This is a genomic window from Cypionkella sinensis (assembly GCF_042646385.1).
Taxonomy (GTDB): Bacteria; Pseudomonadota; Alphaproteobacteria; order Rhodobacterales; family Rhodobacteraceae; genus Cypionkella; species Cypionkella sinensis.
The window spans coordinates 903,850-927,767 of the sequence record NZ_JBHRTO010000001.1; the positions used below are offsets into that span (position 1 = coordinate 903,850).

At 61.2% G+C, this 23,918-nt stretch carries 20 protein-coding genes; 6 read left to right on the forward strand and 14 right to left on the reverse strand.

Annotated elements, in window-relative coordinates:
- Positions 1-113 precede the first annotated feature (113 nt).
- Positions 114-464 (forward strand): RidA family protein, encoded by a 351-nt coding sequence (locus tag ACFOGH_RS04520; RefSeq protein WP_380071874.1) that lies wholly within the window; start codon positions 114-116, stop codon positions 462-464.
- 60 nt (positions 465-524) lie between these two features.
- Here ACFOGH_RS04520 and pgi read toward each other — a convergent pair whose 3' ends face one another.
- From pgi to ACFOGH_RS04545, 5 genes are all read right to left on the reverse strand, one after another.
- On the reverse strand, positions 525-2,126 hold the full coding sequence (pgi, locus tag ACFOGH_RS04525) for a glucose-6-phosphate isomerase (RefSeq protein WP_380071875.1): 1,602 nt from the start codon (positions 2,124-2,126) through the stop codon (positions 525-527).
- A gap of 3 nt (positions 2,127-2,129) precedes the next feature.
- Positions 2,130-2,801 (reverse strand): 6-phosphogluconolactonase, encoded by a 672-nt coding sequence (gene pgl, locus ACFOGH_RS04530; RefSeq protein WP_380071876.1) that lies wholly within the window; start codon positions 2,799-2,801, stop codon positions 2,130-2,132.
- Complete coding sequence (gene zwf / locus ACFOGH_RS04535) at positions 2,798-4,252, reverse strand: glucose-6-phosphate dehydrogenase (protein ID WP_380071877.1); 1,455 nt, start codon at positions 4,250-4,252, stop codon at positions 2,798-2,800. The genes pgl and zwf overlap by 4 nt, the downstream gene beginning before the upstream one ends.
- A 135-nt stretch (positions 4,253-4,387) precedes the next feature.
- Complete coding sequence (locus ACFOGH_RS04540) at positions 4,388-5,080, reverse strand: MgtC/SapB family protein (protein WP_380071878.1); 693 nt, start codon at positions 5,078-5,080, stop codon at positions 4,388-4,390.
- Positions 5,081-5,148: 68 nt separating this feature from the next.
- Entirely contained in the window at positions 5,149-5,733 is a 585-nt protein-coding gene (locus ACFOGH_RS04545) for an HNH endonuclease (RefSeq protein WP_380071879.1), read from the reverse strand.
- Between the two features lie 272 nt (positions 5,734-6,005).
- Here ACFOGH_RS04545 and ACFOGH_RS04550 point away from each other — a divergent pair, with 272 nt between their 5' ends.
- Positions 6,006-6,467: a transglycosylase SLT domain-containing protein gene (locus ACFOGH_RS04550; protein WP_380071880.1), complete on the forward strand. Its 462-nt coding sequence runs from the start codon at positions 6,006-6,008 to the stop codon at positions 6,465-6,467.
- Positions 6,468-6,603: 136 nt separating this feature from the next.
- On the opposite strand, the gene ACFOGH_RS04555 is transcribed toward ACFOGH_RS04550, so the two are convergent.
- The 7 genes from ACFOGH_RS04555 to ACFOGH_RS04585 form a co-directional block, all read right to left on the reverse strand.
- Complete coding sequence (locus tag ACFOGH_RS04555; RefSeq protein ID WP_380071881.1) at positions 6,604-8,136, reverse strand: trimethylamine methyltransferase family protein; 1,533 nt, start codon at positions 8,134-8,136, stop codon at positions 6,604-6,606.
- A 117-nt stretch (positions 8,137-8,253) separates the two neighbouring features.
- Positions 8,254-9,876, reverse strand: a complete 1,623-nt coding sequence (locus ACFOGH_RS04560) for an alpha-D-glucose phosphate-specific phosphoglucomutase (RefSeq protein WP_380071882.1) — start codon at positions 9,874-9,876, stop codon at positions 8,254-8,256.
- The gene (gene glgX, locus ACFOGH_RS04565) at positions 9,873-11,957 is read right to left on the reverse strand and encodes a glycogen debranching protein GlgX (protein WP_380073966.1); all 2,085 of its coding nucleotides are present in this window, start codon (positions 11,955-11,957) and stop codon (positions 9,873-9,875) included. Before glgX ends, ACFOGH_RS04560 begins: the two co-directional genes overlap by 4 nt.
- A 2-nt stretch (positions 11,958-11,959) precedes the next feature.
- A complete protein-coding gene (glgA, locus tag ACFOGH_RS04570) occupies positions 11,960-13,408 on the reverse strand; it encodes a glycogen synthase GlgA (RefSeq protein WP_380071883.1) in 1,449 nt (482 codons plus the stop codon).
- Positions 13,409-13,486: 78 nt separating this feature from the next.
- Positions 13,487-14,758 (reverse strand): glucose-1-phosphate adenylyltransferase, encoded by a 1,272-nt coding sequence (gene glgC, locus ACFOGH_RS04575; protein ID WP_380071885.1) that lies wholly within the window; start codon positions 14,756-14,758, stop codon positions 13,487-13,489.
- A 48-nt stretch (positions 14,759-14,806) separates the two neighbouring features.
- Positions 14,807-16,987: a 1,4-alpha-glucan branching protein GlgB gene (gene glgB / locus ACFOGH_RS04580; protein ID WP_380071886.1), complete on the reverse strand. Its 2,181-nt coding sequence runs from the start codon at positions 16,985-16,987 to the stop codon at positions 14,807-14,809.
- Between the two features lie 15 nt (positions 16,988-17,002).
- Positions 17,003-19,384 carry a glycogen/starch/alpha-glucan phosphorylase gene (locus ACFOGH_RS04585; RefSeq protein ID WP_380071887.1) on the reverse strand — a complete coding sequence of 794 codons (2,382 nt, stop codon included), beginning with the start codon at positions 19,382-19,384 and terminating at the stop codon, positions 17,003-17,005.
- A gap of 367 nt (positions 19,385-19,751) precedes the next feature.
- Between ACFOGH_RS04585 and ACFOGH_RS04590 the strand changes: the two genes are divergently transcribed.
- Positions 19,752-20,183: an RrF2 family transcriptional regulator gene (locus ACFOGH_RS04590; RefSeq protein ID WP_380071888.1), complete on the forward strand. Its 432-nt coding sequence runs from the start codon at positions 19,752-19,754 to the stop codon at positions 20,181-20,183.
- Here ACFOGH_RS04590 and cueR read toward each other — a convergent pair.
- A complete protein-coding gene (gene cueR, locus ACFOGH_RS04595) occupies positions 20,166-20,570 on the reverse strand; it encodes a Cu(I)-responsive transcriptional regulator (RefSeq protein ID WP_380071889.1) in 405 nt (134 codons plus the stop codon). The two genes, ACFOGH_RS04590 and cueR, sit on opposite strands and share 18 nt — an antisense overlap.
- Positions 20,567-22,771 (reverse strand): heavy metal translocating P-type ATPase, encoded by a 2,205-nt coding sequence (locus ACFOGH_RS04600; protein ID WP_380071890.1) that lies wholly within the window; start codon positions 22,769-22,771, stop codon positions 20,567-20,569. Before ACFOGH_RS04600 ends, cueR begins: the two co-directional genes overlap by 4 nt.
- Positions 22,772-22,903: 132 nt before the next feature.
- Here ACFOGH_RS04600 and ACFOGH_RS04605 point away from each other — a divergent pair, with 132 nt between their 5' ends.
- The 3 genes from ACFOGH_RS04605 to ACFOGH_RS04615 all read left to right on the forward strand — a co-directional run bounded on the left by ACFOGH_RS04605 (position 22,904) and on the right by ACFOGH_RS04615 (position 23,831).
- Entirely contained in the window at positions 22,904-23,140 is a 237-nt protein-coding gene (locus tag ACFOGH_RS04605; protein WP_380071891.1) for a heavy-metal-associated domain-containing protein, read from the forward strand.
- Between the two features lie 155 nt (positions 23,141-23,295).
- Positions 23,296-23,421: a hypothetical protein gene (locus tag ACFOGH_RS04610; RefSeq protein ID WP_380071892.1), complete on the forward strand. Its 126-nt coding sequence runs from the start codon at positions 23,296-23,298 to the stop codon at positions 23,419-23,421.
- Between the two features lie 65 nt (positions 23,422-23,486).
- On the forward strand, positions 23,487-23,831 hold the full coding sequence (locus ACFOGH_RS04615; RefSeq protein ID WP_380071893.1) for a TfoX/Sxy family protein: 345 nt from the start codon (positions 23,487-23,489) through the stop codon (positions 23,829-23,831).
- Positions 23,832-23,918: the final 87 nt, after the last annotated feature.

Below are 23,918 nucleotides of genomic sequence, written 5' to 3' on the forward strand. Positions count from 1 at the left end.
CGCCACGCCGCACCGCGATTTGCAGCCGCACGCGCGGTTAAGCGCCCGGCCTCCCCCTTTCCCTTGCGCCCGCTCTGCGTTAGCAATCAGCAGCTTTCAGGAAAGGGAAGATCATGAGCGAGATCAAACGTATTGGCGTCGGCGCGCGGATGTCCGAAGCGGTGGCCTATAACGGCATCGTCTGGCTGGCAGGCCAGGTCGGCACGCCGGGTGCCAGCGTCACCCAGCAGACCAAGGATTGTCTGGCCGAGGTTGACCGGATTCTGGCCGAGGCTGGCACCGACAAGACCCGCATCCTGTCGACGCAAATCTGGCTGGCCGATATGGCAAGCTTTGGCGAGATGAACGCCGTTTGGGACGCTTGGGTTCCTGCTGGCCACACTCCGGCCCGCGCCACGGGTGAGGCCAAGCTGGCAACCCCCGACTATCTGGTGGAAATCATCGTCACCGCTGCGCTGAAGTGAAAAAAGAGGGGGGCTCTCCAGCCCCCCTCGCCCATTCCGGGCTCACCCTCCGGGCTGCTCTCAGCCGCGCAGATAATCCACAAGCGCCTGCGTCGAACCATCCTTGCCACTGGCATCGCCGCCCTCAAGGATCGGCTGCAACGCCAAAGCCAGTTCCTTGCCCAACTCCACGCCCCATTGGTCGAACGAATTCAGCCCCAGAATAACGCCTTCGACAAACACCCGGTGTTCGTAAAGCGCGATGATCTGGCCCAGCACAAACGGCGTCAGCTTTGGATAAACCAGCGTGGTCGACGGCCGGTTGCCGGGGAACACTCGATGGCGGGCCTGACGCTCCAGCTCATCGCCGACAGCGCCCTTTTTCTCCATGATCGCGCGGGCTTCATTCAGGCTGCGCCCGCGCATCAGTGCCTCGGATTGCGCAAGGCAATTCGACACCAACAGCAGATGCTGATGCGCCAGATCGGCCTCATGCCCAGCTTTGGCCACCATGAATTCGCAAGGCACCACGCGGGTGCCTTGGTGGATCAACTGATAGAACGCGTGCTGGCCGTTGGTGCCCGGCTCGCCCCAGACCACCGGGCCGGAATGGGTCGGCAGATCGCTGCCATCCATCGCCACCGACTTGCCGTTGCTTTCCATTTCCAACTGCTGAAGGTAAGCAGGCAAGCGGCTAAGCCGTTGATCATAGGGCAAAACCGCACGGCTGGCATAGCCGCAGATCTGGTTGTGCCAGATGCCGACCAAGGCCAGCAACACCGGCATATTCTGCGCAAAAGGTGCGGCCAGAAAATGCTCGTCCATGGCGCGGCCACCGGCGAGGAAATCTTCAAACGCCTCTGGACCCACCGCCAGCATCACCGCCAGACCAATCGGCCCCCAGACGGAATAGCGCCCGCCGACCCAATCTTCAAAGCCGAACACCCGCGCAGAATCGATGCCAAAGGCCGCCGTCTTGTCGGCCGCGGTCGAGACGGCTGCAAACTGCGCCGCCGGGTTGTTGACCTTTTCTGCCATCCACGCCCGCGCGGTTTCGGCGTTGGTCATGGTCTCAATGGTGGTGAAGGTTTTTGAGGCCACGATCACCAAAGTGGTTTCCGGGTTCAGACCCCGCACCACATCGGCAATATGCGCCCCATCGACATTGCTGACGTAATGCACGCGCGGCCCGTCATGATAGGGGGCCAGCGCCAAAGTCACCATGGCTGGCCCAAGGTCCGATCCGCCAATGCCTATATTGATCACATCGGTGATCTTGCCGCCCTGCCCGGTAAACTTGCCCGTGCGCACCTCACGCGCGAAAATCGCCATCCGCGCCTTGGTCTTGCGGATTTCCGGCATCACATCGACACCGTCGCACATCACCTTGGCCTCGATGCCTCCGCGCAGCGCGGTGTGCAAAACCGCACGGCCCTCGGTATCGTTGATCTTCTCACCACCAAACATCGCCGCGCGCTTTTCCGCCACGCCCGAAACCTCGGCCAGCGTCAGTAGCATCGCCTTGGCTTGCTCGTCGATATTGGTCTTGGAGTAATCCAGCCGCGCGCCTCCGGCATCAACGCTGAACGCCGCGGCCCTGCCCTTGTCCTCGAACAGCGACAGGATCGGCCGCCGTGCCACGCTCAGCGCATGATCCCGCAATGCTTGCCATTTTTCCGACATGACCTACTCCGACCAGTGAACAGTTGCATTATCCAACACCACCCGCACAGGAGCCTCCAGCGCAGACAGATTTGCCGCAGCCTCGATCGCCGCGCGTTTTTCCGGCCCGGTGATCAGGATGTGGATATTCTTCGCTTCCGCCAACACCCGCGCTGTCAGGGTGATGCGCGGCTCTCCGGCAGCCTCAGCCCGCAGCGCCATCAGCACCGGCGCATCAGGCGCCAGCGCCTCGGCCAGCAAATCGGCCCCCGGAAACAGGCTGGCGGTGTGCATATCCGCACCCATACCCAGCAGCAAAACCGTCAGGGGCAGATGCGGTGTGATCGCTTCCGACAGCGTTTCCAGCATCGCTTCTGGCTCTTCCGCCGCTGCATAAAGCGGGATAAGCTGCGCCGCACGGGCCTTTTCGACCAGCAACCGCTCTTTCAGCAGCCGCGTGTTCGACCGTGGGCTATCCTCGCCCACCCAACGCTCGTCATTCAGCATCACCGCGACATTCGCCCAATCGAGGTTCACCCCCGCCAGAATGTCAAAGATCGGCCCCGGCGTGGTGCCACCCGGCACCGACAGTGAGGCCCGGCCATACATGCTCAGTTCTTCCGAAAGCTGCGAGGCAATCTTGCCCGCCACATCCAGCATCATGAATTCGCGGTCAGGGTATGAGATAAAATTCATCCCTTGATCTCACGCCAACGTCGCCCATCGCGGTGCATCAACATCAAAGCATCCTCTGGTCCACTTGATCCCGGATCATAACCCTGCGGCTTGTCGCCCCGCGCTTCCCAACCGTCAATCAGCGGATCGGTCCAGGCCCAGGCGGCCTCAACCTCATCTCCGCGCATGAACAGGGTCTGGTTGCCCCGGATCACATCCATGATAAGCCGCTCATATGCGTCTGGCACATCCTCGGCCTCATCACCCAAAGCCGCTGCGAAACTCATGTCCAGCGGCACCTGCATCAAACGCATGCCCCCCGGCCCCGGTTCCTTGATCATCACCTGCAGTTCCATGCCCTCATTCGGCTGCAACCGTATCACCAGCACGTTTTCCTTCCAGCCCGAGGCATCGTCAAAGATCGAATGCGGCGGCTCTTTGAAGGTGATCGCAATTTCCGACGCCCGCGCCCGCAAGCGTTTGCCGGTGCGCAAATAGAACGGCGTGCCCTGCCAGCGCCAGTTCGACACATTCACCTTCAGCGCGATATAGCTTTCAGTCTTGCTGGCCGGATTTTCCGAATGCTCGACGTAAGAGCCCTCACCGCCTCCCGCCAGATACTGCCCGCGCACGATATGCTCCGGCTTCACCGGGTCCAGCGCCCGGATCACCTTCAGCTTTTCATCGCGCACCGCATCGGGGTCGAAATGATACGGCGGCTCCATCGCGATCAGACACAAAAGCTGCATCATATGGTTCTGCACCATATCCCGCATCGCCCCCGATTTGTCGTAATAAGCCCCCCGGCCATCGACACTGACCGTCTCGGCCACGGTGATTTGCACGTGATCAACGTATTCGGCCTTCCACAAAGGCTCAAACAGGATATTGGCGAACCGCACCGCCATCAGGTTCTGCACGGTTTCCTTACCCAAATAATGGTCAATCCGGTAAATCTGCGTCTCGGCGAAATGCTTGGCCAGCACCGCATTCAGCGCCTTGGCCGAGGCCAGATCACGCCCAAACGGCTTTTCCACCACGATCCGGCTCCAGGCATCGGCGATCTCGTGCAGATGCAACCGCTCGGCCAGATCGCCAAACAGGCTGGGCGCGACCGAGAAATAGAACGCCCGCACCACGTTCTCGCGCATCAGCCCCTTCAGCTTGGACCAACCACCCTCACCCACGGCATCAATCGAGACATAGCCGATCTTGTCAAGAAACTGCGCCACCACCTTCGCATCCTGACGGTCCTTCGGCACAAACTCGGCAATCGCCTCGGCCACCAGCGCACGGAACGATTCGTCGTTCAGATCGGCCCGCGCCGCCCCGATGATCCGGCTGTTTTCGGTCATCTGCCCGGCAAGGAAACGGCGATAAAGACCTGGCAAGATCTTGCGCTTGGCCAAATCGCCCGTGCCGCCAAAAATCACCAGATCAAAGGCATCTACCGGGATGACACGCGAAACCATTGGCTTACCTCGCAGCTTGGGCCAGATCAGAAGCGCTGTTAGCGCTAACGACGCCCTTTTAGCGCCGCGACTGCCACAAGTCTAGCACTGCTTGCACCTCGGCTGAAAGCCATTGCTGCATGGCAGCACGCCAAATCACACCTCGTCGGCGGCCATCCAGCGCACCCGCACCACGCCAGTCTCTGCGGCCAGCCGCTGCACCGCCTGCTCAACCGCATGTTCCGGCCCGTCTTCACCACCCACCAGCGCCGCAATCTCTATGCCATCGTCCTGTGTGCGCAGGCTGATTTCTTGCAAATGCAAACCGCCGACCGCAAGGCCGCGCAACAACAGCGCCCTCATGGATGCCTCGTCCTCGGCGGCGCAGGCCAGCAGCACGCGGTATGACCGCGTCACCGGCACCCCCGCTTTGGTGTGGCGTTTGAGAAACTTCACCAAGGGCCGCAACCCAAGGTTCACGAACACCACAAGCCCGGTCAGCACCAGCGCAAACGGCCAAGCCCCCACGCCCGCCAGCAAACCGATCCCCGCCGAACACCACAACGTCGCCGCCGTGTTCAGCCCATGCACGTTGAAACCATCGCGAAAGATGATGCCCGCGCCTAGAAAACCGATGCCCGAAACCACCTGCGCCGCCACCCGGCTGGGGCTGGCGTCATGCTCAACCAACTGGCTGAACACCACAAAGCCCGCAGCCCCCAAAGCCACCAGCGCATTGGTGCGCAGCCCCGCCATCCGCTGCCGCACCTGTCGCTCTGATCCGATCAGGGCGCCGCAGGCCAAAGCCACGGTCATATTCAGGGCAGCGGCGGTAAGGGCAATAGCCATCGGGTTTCCTGTCTGTTTGTAACAGTTTTATGACAGGAAATTAAACACTATGACAAGCAGTTAACCAATCAAGCGTCGAGTTCGGCATCCCAATACAGATAATCCATCCAGCTATCGTGCAGATGGTTCGGAGGAAAGCGCCGGCCATGCGCCTGCATCTCATCCGCGGTGGGCATCTTTGGCGCGCGCGCCAGATGCAGCCCAGCCTGCTTCAACGACCGTGAGCCTTTGCGCAGATTGCAGGGCGAACAGGCCGCCACCACATTCTGCCAGCTTGTCACCCCGCCCCGGCAACGCGGCACCACATGGTCAAAGGTTAGATCGCCTTTGGCGCCGCAATACTGGCAGCAGAATTCGTCGCGCAGAAAAAGATTAAAGCGCGTGAAGGCCACGCGCTTTTGAGGTCTTACATAGTCTTTCAGCACCACGACGGAAGGTATGCGAAACTCTTGTCGTTGGCTGCGCACCACATGGTCATATTCGGCCAATATCTGCACCCGGTCCAGCACCGCCGCCTTGATCGCCTCTTGCCAGGGCCACAGCGACAGCGGGTAATAGCTTAAGGGTCGGAAATCCGCATTCAACACCAACGCCGGAAAATGCTTCAAGCTCGCCGGGTCGCGGGTAAACTGAGTTCTGAAATCGCCGTCCATTCCGCAAGAGACTCCGTATTTCAACAGTCGTCAACAGGGTGCAGTCGCCTTGGGCACAACCATATCTGGCGATTTGCCAAGTTCAAGCCCAAGATATGCGGCAAGCTGCCCGGTCTTGATCACAACAGAATGACAGCAGCGCCACGGGCGCCCTGCGGCCAAGATTTAGGCAATATCGCAAGCCCGTGGCGCATTTTCCCGCCGATGCTGGGTGATGGGTCTTTCCAGACCACTCACGCCTCGCTATCACGCCAAAAACCCGGAGGAACCTGATGCCGCTCTCGCGCCGCGCCCTGTTGTCGTTAAGCCTCAGCGCCCTGACGCTCGCCGCCTGCGGCAGCCCAAAGCCGCCGAAAACGCCCGAGCGCGCCACCGGCGATACGCCACAAATGCACGCGCTGATCGCGAAATGGGCGAAGATTCACGGCATACCCGAAAGCCTGCTCCACCGGCAAATCCGCAAGGAAAGCGGCTATAATGCCGGCGCGCGCAACGGCCCCTATTACGGCCTGTTGCAGATCCATCCCCGCACCGCCGCCACAATGGGCTATCGCGGCCCGGCCGAGGGTTTGCTGGATGCCGAAACCAACCTGCATTACGCCGGAAAATACCTGCGCGGCGCTTGGCTCGTGTCGCGTGGCAACGAAGACCGCGCGATGATGTGGTATTCCAAGGGCTATTATTACGAGGCCAAACGGATGGGCATCCTGCAAGAAACCGGTCTGCGCGGCTAGGCGGAAAACGATGCGTTTTCCGGCCCGATTTCTGTGCCAGAAATCGCCCGCCGCGGCAAAAGTGTTAATTTTTTCTTAAAATGCTAAGGTCAAGCGCTTGATAACGCTTGACCTTTTTTGGTCCCGCGTTGGGACCTCAGTACCAGGCATCCCCCATCGAGGCTTTCTTGGCCTCGACAAACTCCCTCAAGCCTTGGGCAATTCCAGCATCGAAGGCCGGTGCCTCATATTCCGCCAGCCGCTTTTTCCACAGCTTGTTGGCCCGATACGCCGCATCATGCGACCCCGCCGCCTCCCATTTTTCAAACGGCTCGTTATCCGACAAATCACTGTCCCAGAACGCGGTCTCATAATGGGCCATCGTGTGCGAGCAGCCAAAGAAATGATTGCCCGGCCCCACTTCCGCAAAGGCCTCCACCGCCAACTGATCGTCGTCGATCTTGATGCCGTCCAGATAGGAATGCAGGCTACCGCACAGGTCAGCGTCCAGCATGAATTTCTCGTAAGACATGCTCAGCAAGCCATCAAGGAACCCTGCCGAGTGCAGGATAAAATTGGCCCCGCAATGGATCGCCGCCAACATCGACATCGTCCCCTCCATCATCGCCTGCGCATCGGGCAGTTTAGAGGTGGTAAAATTCCCCGAACACCGCAGCGGCAACCCCAGCCGCCGCGCCAACTGCCCGATCACCATGCTGCCAATCGCAGGCTCCGGCGTCCCAAACGTGGGGCTGCCCGACCGCAGGCTCATCGAGGACAGGAAATTGCCGAAAATCACCGGCGCGCCCTTACGTTCCAACTGGGTCAAGGCACACCCTGCCATCGTCTCGGCCAAAGATTGCGCGATCCCGCCCGCAGACGTCACCGGCCCCATCGCTCCGCCCAGGATGAACGGCACCACCACCGCCGCCTGATTGGCCCGCGCATAGGCCCGCAGAGCGTTGGTCATGGTGCCGTCCCAGACCAAGGGCGAGTTGACGTTCACATTGCCAAGAATAACGCAGTTATCATTCACAAACTCCCGGCCAAAGACGATCCGGCTCATCTCGATACTGTCTTCGGCGCGCTCCTCGGATGTCACCGATCCCATATAGGGCCGATCCGACAGCGTCAGATGCGCCATCACCATATCCAGATGCCGCTTGTTCACCGGAATATCGGTCGGCTCGCAGATCGTGCCGCCGGAATGGTGGAAATTCGGGCTGGATTGCGCGAGCTTGATGAAATTCTGGAAATCTTCCAGCGTGCCAAACCGCCGCCCCCGGTCCAGATCCATCACAAAAGGGCTGCCATAGGCGGGCGCGAACACCACGTTCTTGCCGCCGATCCGCACCGAATTGGCGGGGTTGCGGGCGTGTTGGGTGAACTCATTCGGTGCCGATTTCAGGATTTCGCGCAGCATCCCCGGCTCAAACTTCACCAGCAGGCCATCGACCTTTGCCCCGGCTCGCTTCCAGTGGTCCAAGGCCACAGCATCGTCGCGAAATTCGATGCCGGTTTCTGCCAAAATCCGGTCGGCGGCATGTTCCACCTTCAGCAGATTTTCCTCTGACAGCACGTCATAGGTTGGAATATTGCGCACAATATAAGGCCGCCCGATGCCGCCGCCCTTTTTCGCCCGCTCGACCTGCCGCGCTTGCCGCCCCGATCGCACGCCCTGAACCGTCATGGTTTCCTCCCTCGACACCTGTGTCAAGGATGCGCCGATTGGGGCTGGGGTCGCGGTCAACTCCGACTGTTGAAGGTCAGTTTCCGCCTCTTTGCAGCGGAAACCGACATTGCAGACTCAGGTAATCACATCGGGCGCCACACGCCCGGTGAAGGCCTCGATCTGTGCCAGCGTATGTGCCGCACGGATCACCGGGGCGAGCGCCGCTTGCGGGTCAAGGTCAAGGCCGTCCGGCCCCGCCGCATAGCGTTCCAGATAAAGCCGCAGCGTCGCCCCCTCGGTGCCAGTGCCCGACAGTCGCAGCACGATGCGGCTGCCATCCGCGAACAGAATCCGCACGCCCTGCGCCTTGGAAACCGAGCCGTCGACCGGATCGGTATAAGCGAAATCATCCGCCGCCTGCACCGTCAGCCCCTCCAGCGTTTTGCCGGGCAGGCCCGCGAGGCTGCCGCGCAGCGCGGCCATCATCGCATCTGCCTTGTCGCTGGCAATCGCTTCAAAATCGTGGCGGCTGTAGTAGTTGCGGCCAAATTTTGCCCAATGCTCCGCCAAGATCGCCGCCACCGACTGCTTGCGCACCGCCAGAATGTTCAGCCACAGCAGGATCGCCCAAAGCCCGTCTTTCTCGCGCACATGGTCCGATCCAGTGCCGAAACTTTCCTCACCGCAGATCGTCGCACGACCCGCATCCAACAAGTTGCCGAAGAACTTCCAGCCCGTCGGGGTCTCATAGCTTTCAATGCCCAGCGACGCCGCAACCCGGTCCGCAGCCGCCGAGGTCGGCATCGAACGCGCGATACCCTTCAGACCAGTTTTATAGCCGGGGGCCAGATGCGCGTTGGCGGCCAGCACCGCAAGGCTATCGGATGGCGAGACATAAACCCCCGCCCCCACAACCATGTTGCGGTCGCCGTCGCCATCGCTGGCGGCACCGAAATCCGGGGCATTTGCCCCGAACATCTCGTCCATCAGCGCCTTGGCCCAGGTCGGGTTCGGGTCTGGATGCATACCGCCGAAATCCGGCAAAGGCGTTGCGTTCACACAAGTGCCCGCCGCAGCGCCCAAGCGTTTCTCCAGAATTTCAACGGCATAGGGGCCCGTGACCGCGCACATGCTGTCCATGCGCATCCGAAAACCGCCCTTGAACATCGCGGCGATGGCGGGAAAATCGAACAGGCTTTCCATCAGCGTGGCATAATCGGCAACCGGATCAACTACATCGACAATCATCTGCCCGACAGCGGTGCGGCCGATTTTCGACAGGTCAATATCGGCGGTCTCCAGCGTGTGATACTGGGTGATTTCAGTCGTACGTTTGTACATAGCCTCGGTCACGCCCTCGGGTGCCGGGCCGCCGTTCGACATGTTGAACTTGACGCCGAAATCCTCATTCGGCCCGCCGGGGTTGTGCGAGGCCGACATGATGATGCCGCCATCGGTCTTGTTCAACCGGATCAGATGGCTGGCCGCAGGCGTCGACAGGATCGCGCCCTGCCCGATGATCACGCGCGCCGCCCCATTCGCCGCCGCCATCCGCAAGATCACCTGTGCTGCGGTATCGTTGAAATAGCGCCCGTCGCCGCCCAGAACAAAGGTCTTTCCCTGCGCGCCCACCACATCGAAAATCGCCTGCACGAAATTCTCAAGATAGTGCTTGCCCATGAACACCGGAGTTTTCTTGCGCAGGCCAGAGGTGCCGGGCTTTTGCCCCGCGATGGGTTGAGTGGAAATCGTGGTCATGTGGAGCCTCCGGTCAGCAGCGGTTCAAAGACGAAAATCGATTGCGGCGGCATTTCCAGCCGCGCGGTATGCAATTCGGGCGCAAGGTCGGGCCGTGTGGTGTCCAGGATCAGCCGCCACTGCGCTGCAGTTTCCGGCAGGCGCAGTGCCACAGCCCCCCCGCCGTTGAACACCACATACAAAGCGTCGGGCTGATCGGGGCCTTGCGCTGCCATACGCAACTCTAGCCCGATGCAGCGGAATGCGGGATCGTGCCAATCGTTCGGGCTGGGGATCGCCGCATCGGCCCTGCGCCAGATAACATCGGGCAGGCCATCCGACAGGCGTTTTTGCGAATGCAGGAACTGCTTTTGCCGCAGCACCGGATGGGCTTTGCGCAAAGCGGTCAGGCGGGCGACAAAAGCGATCAGCGCCTTGTCGGCCATGCCCCAATCAATCCGGGTCAGATCGTTGTCCTGCGCATAGGCGTTGTTGTTGCCCGCCTGGCTGTGGCCCAACTCATCCCCCGCCAGCAGCATCGGCGTGCCTTGGCTCAGCAGCAATGTGGCCAGCAGGTTGCGCTTGCGCAGATCGCGGGCAGCGCGGATTGCAGGGTCGGCGCTTGGCCCCTCGACACCCATATTGTCGGCGTGGTTGTCGTCATGGCCGTCGCGGTTATCCTCGCCATTGGCCAGATTGCGCTTGATCGTGTAGCTGACAAGGTCTTCCAGCGTGAAGCCATCATGCGAGGTGATGAAATTCACCGAAGATGTCGCCGGGCGGCGCGCATGGTCGAACTTGTCAGCAGACCCCAGCAGCCTGCGCGAAAACTCAGGTGCCAGGCCCGCATCATTGCGCCAGAACCGCCGCATCCCGTCGCGGTATTTGTCGTTCCATTCCGAGAACGGCGCAGGGTATGCCCCCAGTTGATAGCCACCGGGGCCAATGTCCCAAGGCTCGGCAATCAGCTTCACCCCCGCCAGCACCGGATCTTGCCGCATAGCGTCAAAGAATCCGCCCTGTGGGTCAAAGCCATTCGGCTCTCGCCCCAACACCGAACACAGATCAAAGCGGAAGCCGTCGATATGCACCTCTTGCACCCAATAACGCAGGCTATCCATCACCATGCGCAGCACCGCCGGGTTGGTCAGATCCAGCGTGTTGCCGGTGCCTGCATCATTGGCATAATGCCGCCCGCCCTGAATAAGCCGGTAATAGCTGGTGTTGTCCAAGCCGCGGAACGACAGGGTTGGCCCCCAAGCATCGCCCTCGCCGGTGTGGTTGTAAACCACATCCATCACCACCTCGAGCCCCGCCGCATGCAGCGCCTTCACCATCGCCTGCATCTCGCGCAAAGGCGCTGCGGTGCCATAGCGCTGTTCGGGGGCAAAGAAGCCCATGGTCTGATAGCCCCAATGGTTGCGCAGCCCCTTGGCGACCAGAAAGCGGTCATCAAAATAGGCCTGCACCGGCAGCAACTCCACCGTGGTGACGCCAAGCCGTTTGAAATGCTCAATCATCACCGGATGCGCCAAGCCCGCATAGGTGCCGCGCATTGCCTGCGGAATGCCGGGGTGGCGCATGGTCAGCGCTTTGACATGCGCCTCGTAAATCACCGTGTCAGCCATCGGGATCAGCGGCGGGCGGTCATTGCCCCAGTGAAAGCCAGGGTCCACCACCACCGATTTCGGCACCGCAAAGGCACTGTCGCGCGGATCAAACGAGCCATCGCCGCGTGAGGCGCCAATCTTGTAGCCCATCACCGCATCCGACCAGCGCAAGCGCCCCGCCAAGCCGCGCGCGTAAGGGTCGATCAGCAGTTTATGCGGATTGAACCGCAGCCCCTCATCCGGCGCATAAAGGCCATAGGCGCGCAATCCGTAAAGCTGCCCCGCCGACAATCCCGCCACATGCAGATGCCAGACATCGCCTTCACGGTCGGCAAACGGCAAGCGCGCCTGCTCACGCCGACCATCGGGCGAGTAAAGACACAGCTCCATCGCGGTGGCATGCGCGGAAAACACCGCAAAATTCACGCCGTCATCGGTCAGCGTCGCCCCCATCGGCCAAGGCCGCCCGGCAGAGGTTGCGTAACCCGACAGGCTCACGCCAGCATTTCCGCATAAAGGGCGGCATAAGCGGCGGCAGAGGCCTCCCATCCCACTGGCTGCTTCATCGCGTTCTTCTGCACCTGCGTCCAAACCGGCTTGTTCGCATAAAGCTGCAACAACTGCCGCAGCGCCTGCCCGAAGCCTGTCGCATCAACCGGATGAAACACGATCCCCGTCGCCACCCCCGCCGTCAGCGCCGCCGGGCTGGCATGGATCACCGTATCGGCCAAGCCACCAACGGCAGAGACCAAAGGCACCGTGCCATAGGCCAGCCCATACATCTGCGTCAGCCCGCAAGGCTCGAACCGGCTGGGCACCAGCACCGCATCGCCTGCCGCAAACAGTCGGTGGCTGTAAGCCTCATCATAGCCAATCTTGACGGAAACCCGGCCAGGAAACCGCGCTTCCAGCCTGCGCACGGCAGCCTCAAGCAGCGGGTCGCCCGACCCCAATATCGCCAGACCGCCGCCACCCGCGATGAAATCCGGGATACAAGCCTCCAGCAGATCAATGCCCTTCTGGTCGGTCAACCGGCTGACCAGCACCGCCAGCGGCCCCGGCACATCCAGCCCCGCATCAGCACAGAACGCCGCCCGGTTCGCGGCCTTGCCTTTCAACGATTTCAGCGAATACGGCACAGGCTCCGCCGCTGGCGACCAAACCCCCGTATCAACCCCATTCAAGATGCCCGACACCGCCGCCCCGCGCTGCGCGATCACGCCCTCCAGCCCCATGCCAAACTCTGGCCGCATCAACTCGGCGGCGTAATTCGGCGACACCGTGGTGATGCGGTCAGCGCAGACCAAGCCCGCCTTCAGGCTCGACAGCCCGCCATAATATTCCAACGCGCCGGGGTAAAACTGATCATAAGGCAGCCGCAAATCGTTCAGCGCCTGCGCCGGGGCCCAGCCTTGAAACGCGATATTGTGGATGGTCAGCACCGAAGCCACGCCACCCGAGCCGCCGTAATACAGATAGGCCGGTGCAAACCCAGCCTGCCAATCATGCGCGTGCAGGATATCGGCCTTCCAGCCGTCAATGCCATCGCGCGCCATCCTTGCTGCCACCCAAGACAGCGCCGCAAACCGCCGCGCATTGTCAAACCAATCGCCACCGGGGCCAGAATACGGCCCGCCCTCACGGTCATACAAATGCGGCGCATCCAGCAGCATCATCTGCAAGCCGTCGATTTCCCCCGCCATAACCCGCGCATCGCCGCCAAAAAGGTTCTGCTCGGACCAGACCTCGTCCAGATCGTCCAACCGCGGCCGCAAAGCGCGATAGGCCGGCATCAGCACCCGCATATCCCAGCCAACCTTGGCCAAAGCCCCCGGCAAAGCGCCCACGACATCCGCAAGACCGCCCGTCTTGATCATCGGCACACATTCCGATGCCACAGACAACACCCGCCCCCGAATTTCAGCCGCGTCCTGCATGGTCATCCTCTCTGCTCAAATATCCTCGGGAGAGGTCTGGAGAGGGTCGAGACCCTCTCCAGCCTTTCAGCCCAAGTGCCGCTTTCAGGACAATGCCCGCGCCCGCGCGTCAAGCATATCCTGTGTGATCAACACGATACCATTGTCAGTGCGGCGGAACCACTTGGCATCCGCCTCCGGGTCTTGCCCAACCACAAGTCCGTCGGGGATGATCACCCCCCGGTCGATCACGCAATTCTTTAACTCGGCATTGCGGTTCACGATCACCTGCGGCAAGGCCACCACGTAATCCAGCGTGCTGAACGAATGCGTCCGGCAGCCGGTGAACAACAGCGAGTTGCGCACCTCCGACCCCGACACGATGCAATCGCCCGACACCAGCGACGACACCGCCATGCCCCGCCGCGATTCCTCATCATGAATGAACTTCGCGGGCGGCAGGATTTCCGAATAGGTCCAGATCGGCCAGCTTTGATCGTAGATATCCAGCTTTGGCACAAAATCGGTCAGATCGATATTGGCCTGCCAGAACGCATCAATCGTCCCCACATCGCGCCAGTAAGGTTCTGTCTCCAACCCCGATTTCACGCAAGAATCGGCGAACTTATGCGCCACCGCTTTGCCGTTCTTCACGATCTCGGGGATCAGATCATTGCCGAAATCATGGCTGGAATTGTCATCCGCCATATCGCGGATCAACAGATCACGCAGGAAGGCCCAGTCGAAAATGTAAATCCCCATCGACGCCAAAGCATGCTCCGGGTCGCCGGGGATCGACGGCGGATCGGCGGGTTTTTCCAGAAACGAGGTGATGCGCATATCCTTGTCGACATGCATCACCCCAAACGCCGTCGCCTCCATACGCGGCACGGTCAGACAGCCGATGGTCACATCGGCCTTGCTGTCAACATGCTGCTTCAGCATCACCTCGTAATCCATCTTGTAGATGTGATCACCGGCCAGCACGACGATGTATTTCACGCCATAAGAATCAACGATATCAATGTTCTGCGCCACAGCATCGGCGGTGCCCAGATACCATTTGTTCTCATCCACGCGCTGCGACGCCGGCAAGATATCCAGATATTCATTCCGCTCGGCCCGGAAAAACCCCCAGCCGCGCTGCATGTGGCGGATCAGACTATGCGCCTTGTATTGCGTGGCAATCGCCATTTTGCGGATGCCCGAGTTCAGCGCATTCGACAGGGCAAAGTCGATGATCCGGGTCTTGCCGCCAAAATACACCGCAGGCTTGGCACGACGGTCTGTCAGCTCTTTCAGCCGAGAGCCGCGCCCCCCTGCCAGAACAAAAGCCATAGCCTGCGACGACAGACGGGCATTGGGTCTTGGTTGCATCTTAGTCCTCCCATTACGCAGGCCTGCACCCGCTTTTATACTGTATCTTCAACCCTGCCGCAGCCAGACCGCCGACAACGGCGGCAGATTGACCGAGGCCGAGTGTGGGCGGCCATGATGCGGGATGGCTTCCGCCTCAACGCCACCCAGATTGCCACGGTTCCCTCCTCCGTAAACCGCAGCATCCGTGTTCAGAATTTCCGTCCAATGTCCGCCTGCAGGCAAACCAACCCGATAAGCCCGGTCGACCGGCGTCATATTGACCAGCGCCACCACCATCGGATCGCCCGCGTGGCCCTTGCGCACCCAAGCATAAACCCCGGCTTCGGCATCGTTGCTTTCAATCCACTCAAACCCCTCAGGCCGGGTGTCATTGACATGCAGCGCCGCCACCTCGCGGTAAACCCGGTTCAGATCGCGGACAAGGTTCTGGACGCCTTGATGCGCCGGGATCTCCAACTGATGCCAATCAAGGCTTTGATTGTGGTTCCATTCGCGGCCTTGCGCGAATTCGCAGCCCATGAACAACAGCTTCTTGCCCGGATGCGCCCACATGAAGCCATAGTAAGCCCGCAGGTTTGCGAACTTCTGTTCACCATCGCCGGGCATCTTCTCCAACATGCTGCCCTTGCCATGCACAACCTCGTCATGGCTGATCGGCAGGATGTAGTTTTCCGACCAAGCGTAGTGCAGCCCAAAGGTCATCTGGTGATGATGATAGCGGCGATAGATCGGGTCTTTGTGCATGTAAGACAGGGTGTCATTCATCCACCCCATGTTCCATTTAAAGCCGAAACCTAGGCCACCGTGGTTCACCGGGCGCGACACGCCGGGAAACGCCGTGCTTTCCTCGGCCACCGTCATCACGCCCTGCGCCTCGCCATAAGCCGTGATGTTCATGTTTTGCAGCACGGCAATCGCTTCGTAATTCTCGCGCCCGCCGTCTTTGTTTGGCACCCACTGACCCGCCTCGCGGCTGTAATCGCGGTAAAGCATCGAGGCCACCGCGTCCACCCGCAGCCCGTCCAGATGGTATTCTTCCAGCCAATACAGGGCGTTAGAGACAAGGAAGTTCGAAACCTCCACCCGACCGTAGTTGTAGATCAGCGTGTTCCAATCCTGATGGAAGCCTTCGCGCGGGTCTTGATGTTCATACAAAGCCGTGCCGTCAAACCGCCCCAACCCATGCGCATCGGTCGGGAAATGCCCCGGCACCCAATCCAGTAGTACGCCAATGCCGCGCTGGTGTGCGGCATCCATGAAAGCGCGGAACTCGTTGGGTGTGCCGTGGCGGATGGTCGGCGCAAACAACCCGACGGGCTGATAGCCCCACGATCCATCGAACGGATATTCGGAAACCGGCATCAGCTCGATATGGGTAAAGCCCATGTCGGCAACATATGTGACCAATTGTTCGGCAAGCTCGGTATAAGACAGCATCCGGTCGCCCGGCGCACGTTTCCACGATCCCAGATGCACCTCATAAACCGAAATCGGCGCGTCAATCGTCTGCTTGGCACCGCGCGATGCCATCCAGTCGCCATCGTGCCAGGTCGGATTGTCGATCTGCCGCACAACGCTGGCATTTTTCGGCGCGTGTTCCGAGCCAAACCCAACCGGATCGGCCTTCAGCGGCAGCAAAACCCCACCGGGGCCACGAATTTCGTACTTGTAAGCCTCGCCCTCGGCAATCGCGGGCAGGAAAGTCTCCCACACCCCGGTGCCGCCGCGACGGCGCATCGGATGGCGGCGGCCATCCCATTGGTTAAAGTTGCCCACCACCGAGACACGTTCCGCATTCGGCGCCCAGACCGCGAAATGCGTGCCCAAAACCCCTTCATGCGTGATCACATGCGCGCCCAGCACCTGCCAAAGCCGCTTGTGGCTGCCCTCGCCCAGCAGATATTCGTCCAACTCGCCCAGCACCGGACCGAAAGCGAACGGATCTTCACATTCCCATTCCGCACCATGGCCCTGCCAGCGCAAACGATAGTCGGATTTGCGTGCAAGCTCGGCCACAAACAGCCCTGGCGCACCTTTGACCGCAACTGCCTCGACCGGCTTGCCGGCTTTTCCCGGCAATACGAACATCCGTTCGGCACCGGGATCAAACCCCAGCACAACCCATTTGCCGCCGCGCTTGTGCAATCCCAGAACAGAAAATGGGTCGCCATGACGCCCCTCGGCAATCGCGTGCGCCGCACCGGGGTCAATCAGCAGATCAGTCATGGCAACCTCTTGATATTAAAGCGCAGATTGAATCGTCCAGACGTCTTTCATATAGCTGCGGATGGTGCGATCCGAACTGAAGAAGCCAGATCGCGCCGTGTTCAATGCGGCCATTTTAATCCAGGCATCCCGATCCGCATAGGCGCTATCCACGCGGTTTTGCGCCTGATCGAACGAGTCGAAATCCGCCGCGACCAAGAAGTAGTCGTGGTGCCAGACCCGGTGCACCAGACCATGATAGCGGTCTTTCTGATCCGGGCTGAACTGACCCTCGGCAATCGCCTGCAGCACACCTTGCAGCGCCACGCTGGCGTCAATCGCCTTGCGCGATTGCTCGGGGTCTTCGCGCCGCTTCATGGCCTCATCCGTGGTCATGCCGAAAAGGAAGAAGTTCTCAGCGCCCACCTCGGCCAGAATTTCCACATTCGCGCCGTCCAGCGTGCCAATCGTCGGCGCGCCGTTCATCATGAACTTCATGTTGCCGGTGCCGGATGCCTCTTTCCCCGCCGTGGAAATCTGCTCTGACAGGTCAGCCGCCGGCACCAGACGCTCTGCCATGCTGACGTTGTAATTCGGCGGATAGACCACTTTCAGCAGATCGCCGACCTGAGCGTCAGCATTAATAACCGTCGCCACATCATTGATAAGATGGATGATTTCCTTGGCCACCGCATAGCCCGGCGCCGATTTGCCGCCAAAGATCTTCACCCGCGGCACCCATGGGCCGTTTGGATTGGCCTTGATGCGCTGATAATGCGCGACCGTTTGCAGGATGTTCAAAAGCTGCCGTTTGTATTCGTGGATACGCTTGACCTGCACATCGAACAGCGCATCGGGCGAGACCGTGACACCACATTCTTGCTCGATCCAGCCTTCCAGCGCCACCTTGTTGGCACGCTTGGCAGCGTCAAACTTGGTGCGGAAGCCGCTGTCATCGACAAACGCCTCCAGCCCTTTCAGACGATCCAGATCGTCCTCCCAGCCATCGCCAATCGCACTGGTGATCAGCCCTGACAGCGGACGGTTCGACATTTTCAGCCAGCGGCGCGGCGTCACGCCATTGGTTTCATTGATGATCCGGCCCGGATGCAAGGAGTTCAACTCGGGGAACAGGTTTTTCTTCACCAGATCCGAATGCAGCGCCGACACACCATTCACCTTATGCGCCATGATGAACGCAAGTTCACCCATCCGCACTTCCTGATGCTTGACGATGCCGATGTAGTGGGGCGGATTGAAGGTGCGGCGGTGCCAGCTGTCGATGCGTTCAACAATCTGCATATGGCGCGGCAGCGTGTTGCCAAAGGTATAGGTCGCCCACCGCTCCAGCGCTTCGGGCAGCAGGGTGTGGTTGGTATAGCCAAGGCAATCGCGCGCCGTTTCCAGCGCATCCTCAAAGCCCATGCCGTTTTCGTCGACCAGCAGGCGGATCAGTTCTGGCCCGGCAATCGCCGGGTGGGTGTCGTTCATCTGAATGGCGACATGCTTCGGCAGACTGCGCAGATCGGAATGGCTGGCCTTGAAACGGCGCAGAATGTCTTGCAACGCCGCCGAGGTCAGGAAGAACTCCTGCTTCAGGCGCAATTCCTTGCCCTGGTAAGTGGTGTCATCGGGATAGAGCACCCGCGACAGCGTGCGCGCCAGCGCCTCTGGCTCTGCCGCAGCGGCATAATCACCGCGGTTGAACCGCTCCAGATCGAACAATTGCGTCGGTTTTGCCGACCACAGTCGCAGAGTATTGGCCCATTTGCCCTGCCAGCCGATCACCGGCGTGTCATAGGCCGAGGCCAGCACGGTTTCGCCCGGCACCCAGATGTCGCGGCCGTCACGGCTTTCCATATGGCCCTTGAACGGGATGGTATAGGCACTTTCAGGCCGCGCGAATTCCCACGGGTTGGTCTGCGACAGCCAATCCTCGGGCATCTCAACCTGTTGGCCACGCTCAAAACTTTGCCGGAACAGACCATGCTCATAGCGGATGCCATAGCCGTAGGCCGGGCAGCCCACCGTCGCCATGCTTTCCATGAAACACGCGGCCAACCGCCCCAGACCACCGTTGCCAAGCGCGGCATCCGGCTCGCCCTCCACCAGCGCGTGCAGGTCCTGACCGAAATCCGCCATCACCTCTTGCGCCACATCGCGCAGGCCAAGGTTGACAGTGGCATCCTCCAGAAGCCGCCCGATCAGAAACTCCATCGACAGGTAATAAACCCGCTTGCGATCCTCGGCCCAAGTACGACGGGTCGAGGCGAACCACGGCTCCATGATCCGATCCCGAATGGCGAAGGAAAGCGCCATGCGCCAATCATAACCGCTGGCATTTGCCGGATCCTTGCCAATCGTGAAGGTCAGGTGCCGCAGCACGTCGGTTTTCAACAAGGCGGGGGTCAGGTCCATATCCTTCAAAGCACATTCCACATCGTTACATTTCGTTTCGTCACGAGCCTATTCCACTTCCCAGCCGGGTCAAGCAAGCCCGCACACATCCGGCACGACCTTTTTTCACCACAAACTCGGTTCCGGCGCGACCCCTTCAAACCGCTTTCTTGTTACCGCAAACAGTTTCATATTTCACCATGTTTTTCGTTCTATTAGCGGCAAAATTGCGATCAAAGCGCTTTGACATTCGCGGCATTTGCCGATGAGGCATCGCGACCGTTGCAGCACAACCGTGCCGGGCGCATTGTTGTATCTGATCTGAATCAAGGCGGGCCGCCTGAAACTGCGCCAAACTTAAGAAAATCTTGCCCAGTTAGGAAAGCCCATGCGTCTGACCACACGCACCAATCTGGCGATGCGCACGCTGATGTTCTGCGCCGTCAACAAGGACCGCATCGTGCGAAAACACGAAATTGCGGTAGCTTGTGGTGCATCCGAGAACCATTTGGCACAAGTCATTCATCTGCTCGCACGACAAAAGCTGCTGACAACCCGGCGCGGGCGCGCGGGCGGGCTGATGCTGGGCTTTGCAGCCTCCGAGATCACGGTGGGCCGGGTGTTTCGGATTTTCGAATCCGTGCTGCCCTTCACCGATTGCGCTGAACATACCGGCTCTTGCCCGCTTTCGGGGGCCTGTCGGTTGAAGTGCCTGCTCACCAGCGCGCTGGATGGCTTTTATACCGCCTTGGATGCGGTCAGCCTGCAAGACCTTGTCGGCGGCAACACCGATCTGGAACGCCTATTGCGCATTGACTGAGCTGCGCTGCGACAGGCCGTGCAAAATCGGGCAATCCGGGCGCTGATCGCCGTGGCAGGCCTGCACAAGATCGGCCAAGGTGCTTTCCATGGCGCGCAACTCGGTGATCTTCGCCCTGATCTGGTCCAGATGCGCCGCGGCCAGCGCCTTGACATCCGCGCTTGCCCGGTCGCGATCTTCATAAAGCGCCAGTAGCGCCCGACATTCCTGAATAGAGAATCCCAAAGACCGCGCCCGCGCCACAAATGCCAGCTTGTGCAGATCGTTCGGCCCGAAAGCGCGATAGCCATTCTCGCTGCGCGCGGGCTTGATCAGGCCGATGTCTTCATAATAGCGGATGGTTTTGGCAGGCAAACCCGCCGCTTTGGCGACTTCGGCGATATTCATCGCGGCACCCCTTTGAAGCGCCGCAAACGCAGCGCGTTGAACAGAACGAAAACCGACGACAGCGCCATCGCCCCCGCGGCCAGCATGGGGGAAAGCTGCGGGCCACCAAACGGCACCAGAACCCCCGCAGCCACCGGCACCAGCGCCGCATTATAGCCAAAGGCCCAAGTCAGATTTTGCCGGATATTGCGCATGGTTGCGCGCGAAATCTGCAACGCGCGCACCACGCCCACCGGATCGCCCGTCATCAGCACCACATCGCCCGCCTCGATTGCCACATCGGTGCCAGTGCCCATGGCAATGCCAACCTCTGCCGCTGCGAGTGCGGGCGCGTCGTTGATGCCGTCACCAACAAAAGCCACCCCCGCGCCAAGCCCCGCAATCACCGCTGCCTTGCCTTTGGGCAACACCCCGGCATGAACGTCAGCGATGCCCAACTGCCGTGCCACCGCCTGCGCCGTGGCTTCGGCATCGCCAGACACCATCGCAACCCGTAGGCCAGCGGCCTGAAGTGCCGCCACCGCAGCCGCCGCGCTGGGTTTGATCGGATCGGCGACGGTGATCAGCCCAATCGCCGCGCCCTCGCGCCCCACAAACAACACGCCGTGCCCAACCGCCTGCGCCTCTACCGCCTGCGCCGCCAGTTGCGGATCAATCGCCGCAAACATCCGCGCCGACCCGACGCTGACGGCCACTCCGCCCAGAATCGCCCGCGCGCCCTGCCCCGGCACGGCCTGAAACCCGTCCACCGCAGCCACAGTCACGCCCGCCCGCGCCGCCTCGGCCACCACTGCGGCCGCCAATGGATGCTCGGACACAGCTTCTACCGCCGCCGCAATCGCCAGCGTTTCGTCCGCGCCCACCACGCTTTGCACCACCGGCCGCCCCATCGTCAGCGTGCCGGTCTTATCGAAAGCGACGATCTGCACCGTCTCAAGCCGCTGCAACGCCTCGCCCTTGCGAAACAACACGCCCAGTTCCGCCGCCCGCCCGGTCCCAACCAGTATAGACACCGGCACCGCCAGCCCCATCGCGCAGGGGCAAGCGATGATCAGCACCGACACGCCCGCCACCAAAGCCTCGGCCCCCCCCGGCCCGACCACCAGCCAGACCAGCACCGTCAGCGCCGCCACCGCCATCACCACAGGCACGAACCATAGCGTGATCCGGTCCACCAGCGCCTGAACTGGCAACTTGCCACCCTGCGCTGCCTCAACCATCGCGATGATTTGGGCCAGCACCGTGGCGCGGCCCACCTCGGTGATCTGCATCACCATCGCCCCCGTGGCGTTCACCGTCCCCGCCGTCAGCCGCGCGCCTGCCTGCTTTTCCTGCGCCAGCGGCTCGCCCGTCAGCATCGACTCATCAACGCTGGACTGCCCCGACACCACCAAACCATCCGCCGGAATCCGCTCGCCGGGCCGGATCTGCACCTGATCGCCGGGCAGCAGAGTTTCCACCGCCACCTCTTGCACCACGCCCGCCACCAGCTTGCGCGCGGTTTTCGGGGCCAGCTTGACCAGCCGCGCAATCGCAGCCCCCGCCTGCCCCCTCGCCCGCGCCTCAAGACTGCGGCCCAGCAGGATCAGCGTTACGATCACCGCCGCGGCCTCAAAATACACCGCCCGCGAGGCCGCCGGGATCAGCGCAGGCGCAAACGTCACCACGCTGGAATAGGCCCAGGCCGCCCCACTGCCAAGCGCAACCAAACTGTTCATATCCGGCCCACCGCGCAGCAATGCGGGCAAACCCTTGCGAAAAAACCGCCACCCCGGCCCGAACAACACCAGCGTCACCAGCACAAACTCGGCCAGCCACAACGCTGGCGGCGCGATAAAGCCGTGCAACGCCATGTGAAAGCCGGGGATGACATGCCCCCCCATCTCGACCACAAACACCGGCAGCGTCAGAACCGCCGCCCACAGCGTCAAACGCCACAGCGCCCGCTGCTCTGCCACCGGATCATGCGCCACCGCCTGCGCCAGCGGCATCGCCGCAAACCCCGCCTTTGTCACAGCCGCCGCCAACAAGGCCGGGTCCACCGCCTGCGACACCGTCACCTCGGCCCGCCGTGTCGCAAGGTTCGCCACCGCGTCCAGCACGCCGACCTGCGCCTTCAGCACCCGCTCGACCCGCCCAGTGCAGGCCGCACAGGTCATGCCCTCGACACTCAGGTCAATCTTGCGCGCAACTCTGTCCATCGGAATTCTCCTTCGACAGCCGATATGGGGCTTCCAGTCACGGGAAGGTCAACCCCACCGAAAAATTAAATCTGGGCCTTGACCTTCCCCCTGCTGCAACCCCCATCTTAGGCCGCAGAAAAGGAGAACCCCATGACGAACCTCCCCCACGTCAAACTATCCGTCCCCGACATGAGCTGCGGCCATTGCAAAGCCTCTGTCACCGAAGCCCTCTCGGCCCTGCCATCCGTCCGTGAGGTCAATGTCGATCTGACCACGCGCGAAGTCACCGTCGCGGGCAGCACCGCCGCCGAATCCCTTCTGGCCGAATCCCTTCTGGCCGCCCTGACCGAGATCGGCTTTCCTGCGCGCATTATCGCAACAACGTGACAGCAAATGCCTGCACGCGCAGGCAAATCCTGTTGCGGGCGTCGGTGTTGCGGTATAATCCGCCGCAATCCTTCCCAGATTGGGCCGTAACGCGGCCACAGGGGCGGAGCAGATTATCAAAATGGCAGAACGCCACCAACGACCGGAGCAGTCCCATGTCTACCCCCAAGCCCGCCCAACAAGGCGGCGCGCAAGCCCCGGCCCCGCAGCAGCAGGGCCAGCAAACCGGAACCACGCAGCAACAAAGCGGCACCGTGTTCCGCGATTGGGCGTCAATCTGAAGAATTCGGTTTCAGACCCAAAGGCCAGCCGCTAGGCTGGCCTTTGTCATGTGTAGGTCGCCCGAATGTCGAACCCGATTTCCTCGATCCCCAACCTTGGCCCCGCCTCAGAGGCCGCATTTGCCAAGGCAGGCATCCACACCGCCGAAGAGCTGCGCGCCATCGGCGCAGATGAAGGCTATCGCCGCCTGCTCGATGCCGGAACCCAAGCGCATTTCATCGGCTATTACGTGCTGCACATGGCGCTGCAAGGTCGCCCTTGGAATGATTGCAAGGGCGACGAAAAGAAAGCCCTGCGCGCCCGCTTTGACGCGATCAAGGCCGAGCGCATCGGCTCCAAGGCGCAGTTAAGGTCCGAATTGGAAGCCGCCCTACAGTTTTTCGGCGTGATCGAAAAACCCCGCGCCTGATCCCACCGCAAACCTGCCAAAATCGAACAAACCACCACATCTGGTAGAAATCACCCAAAATCCACCCCGAAAACACATGTCATTCCC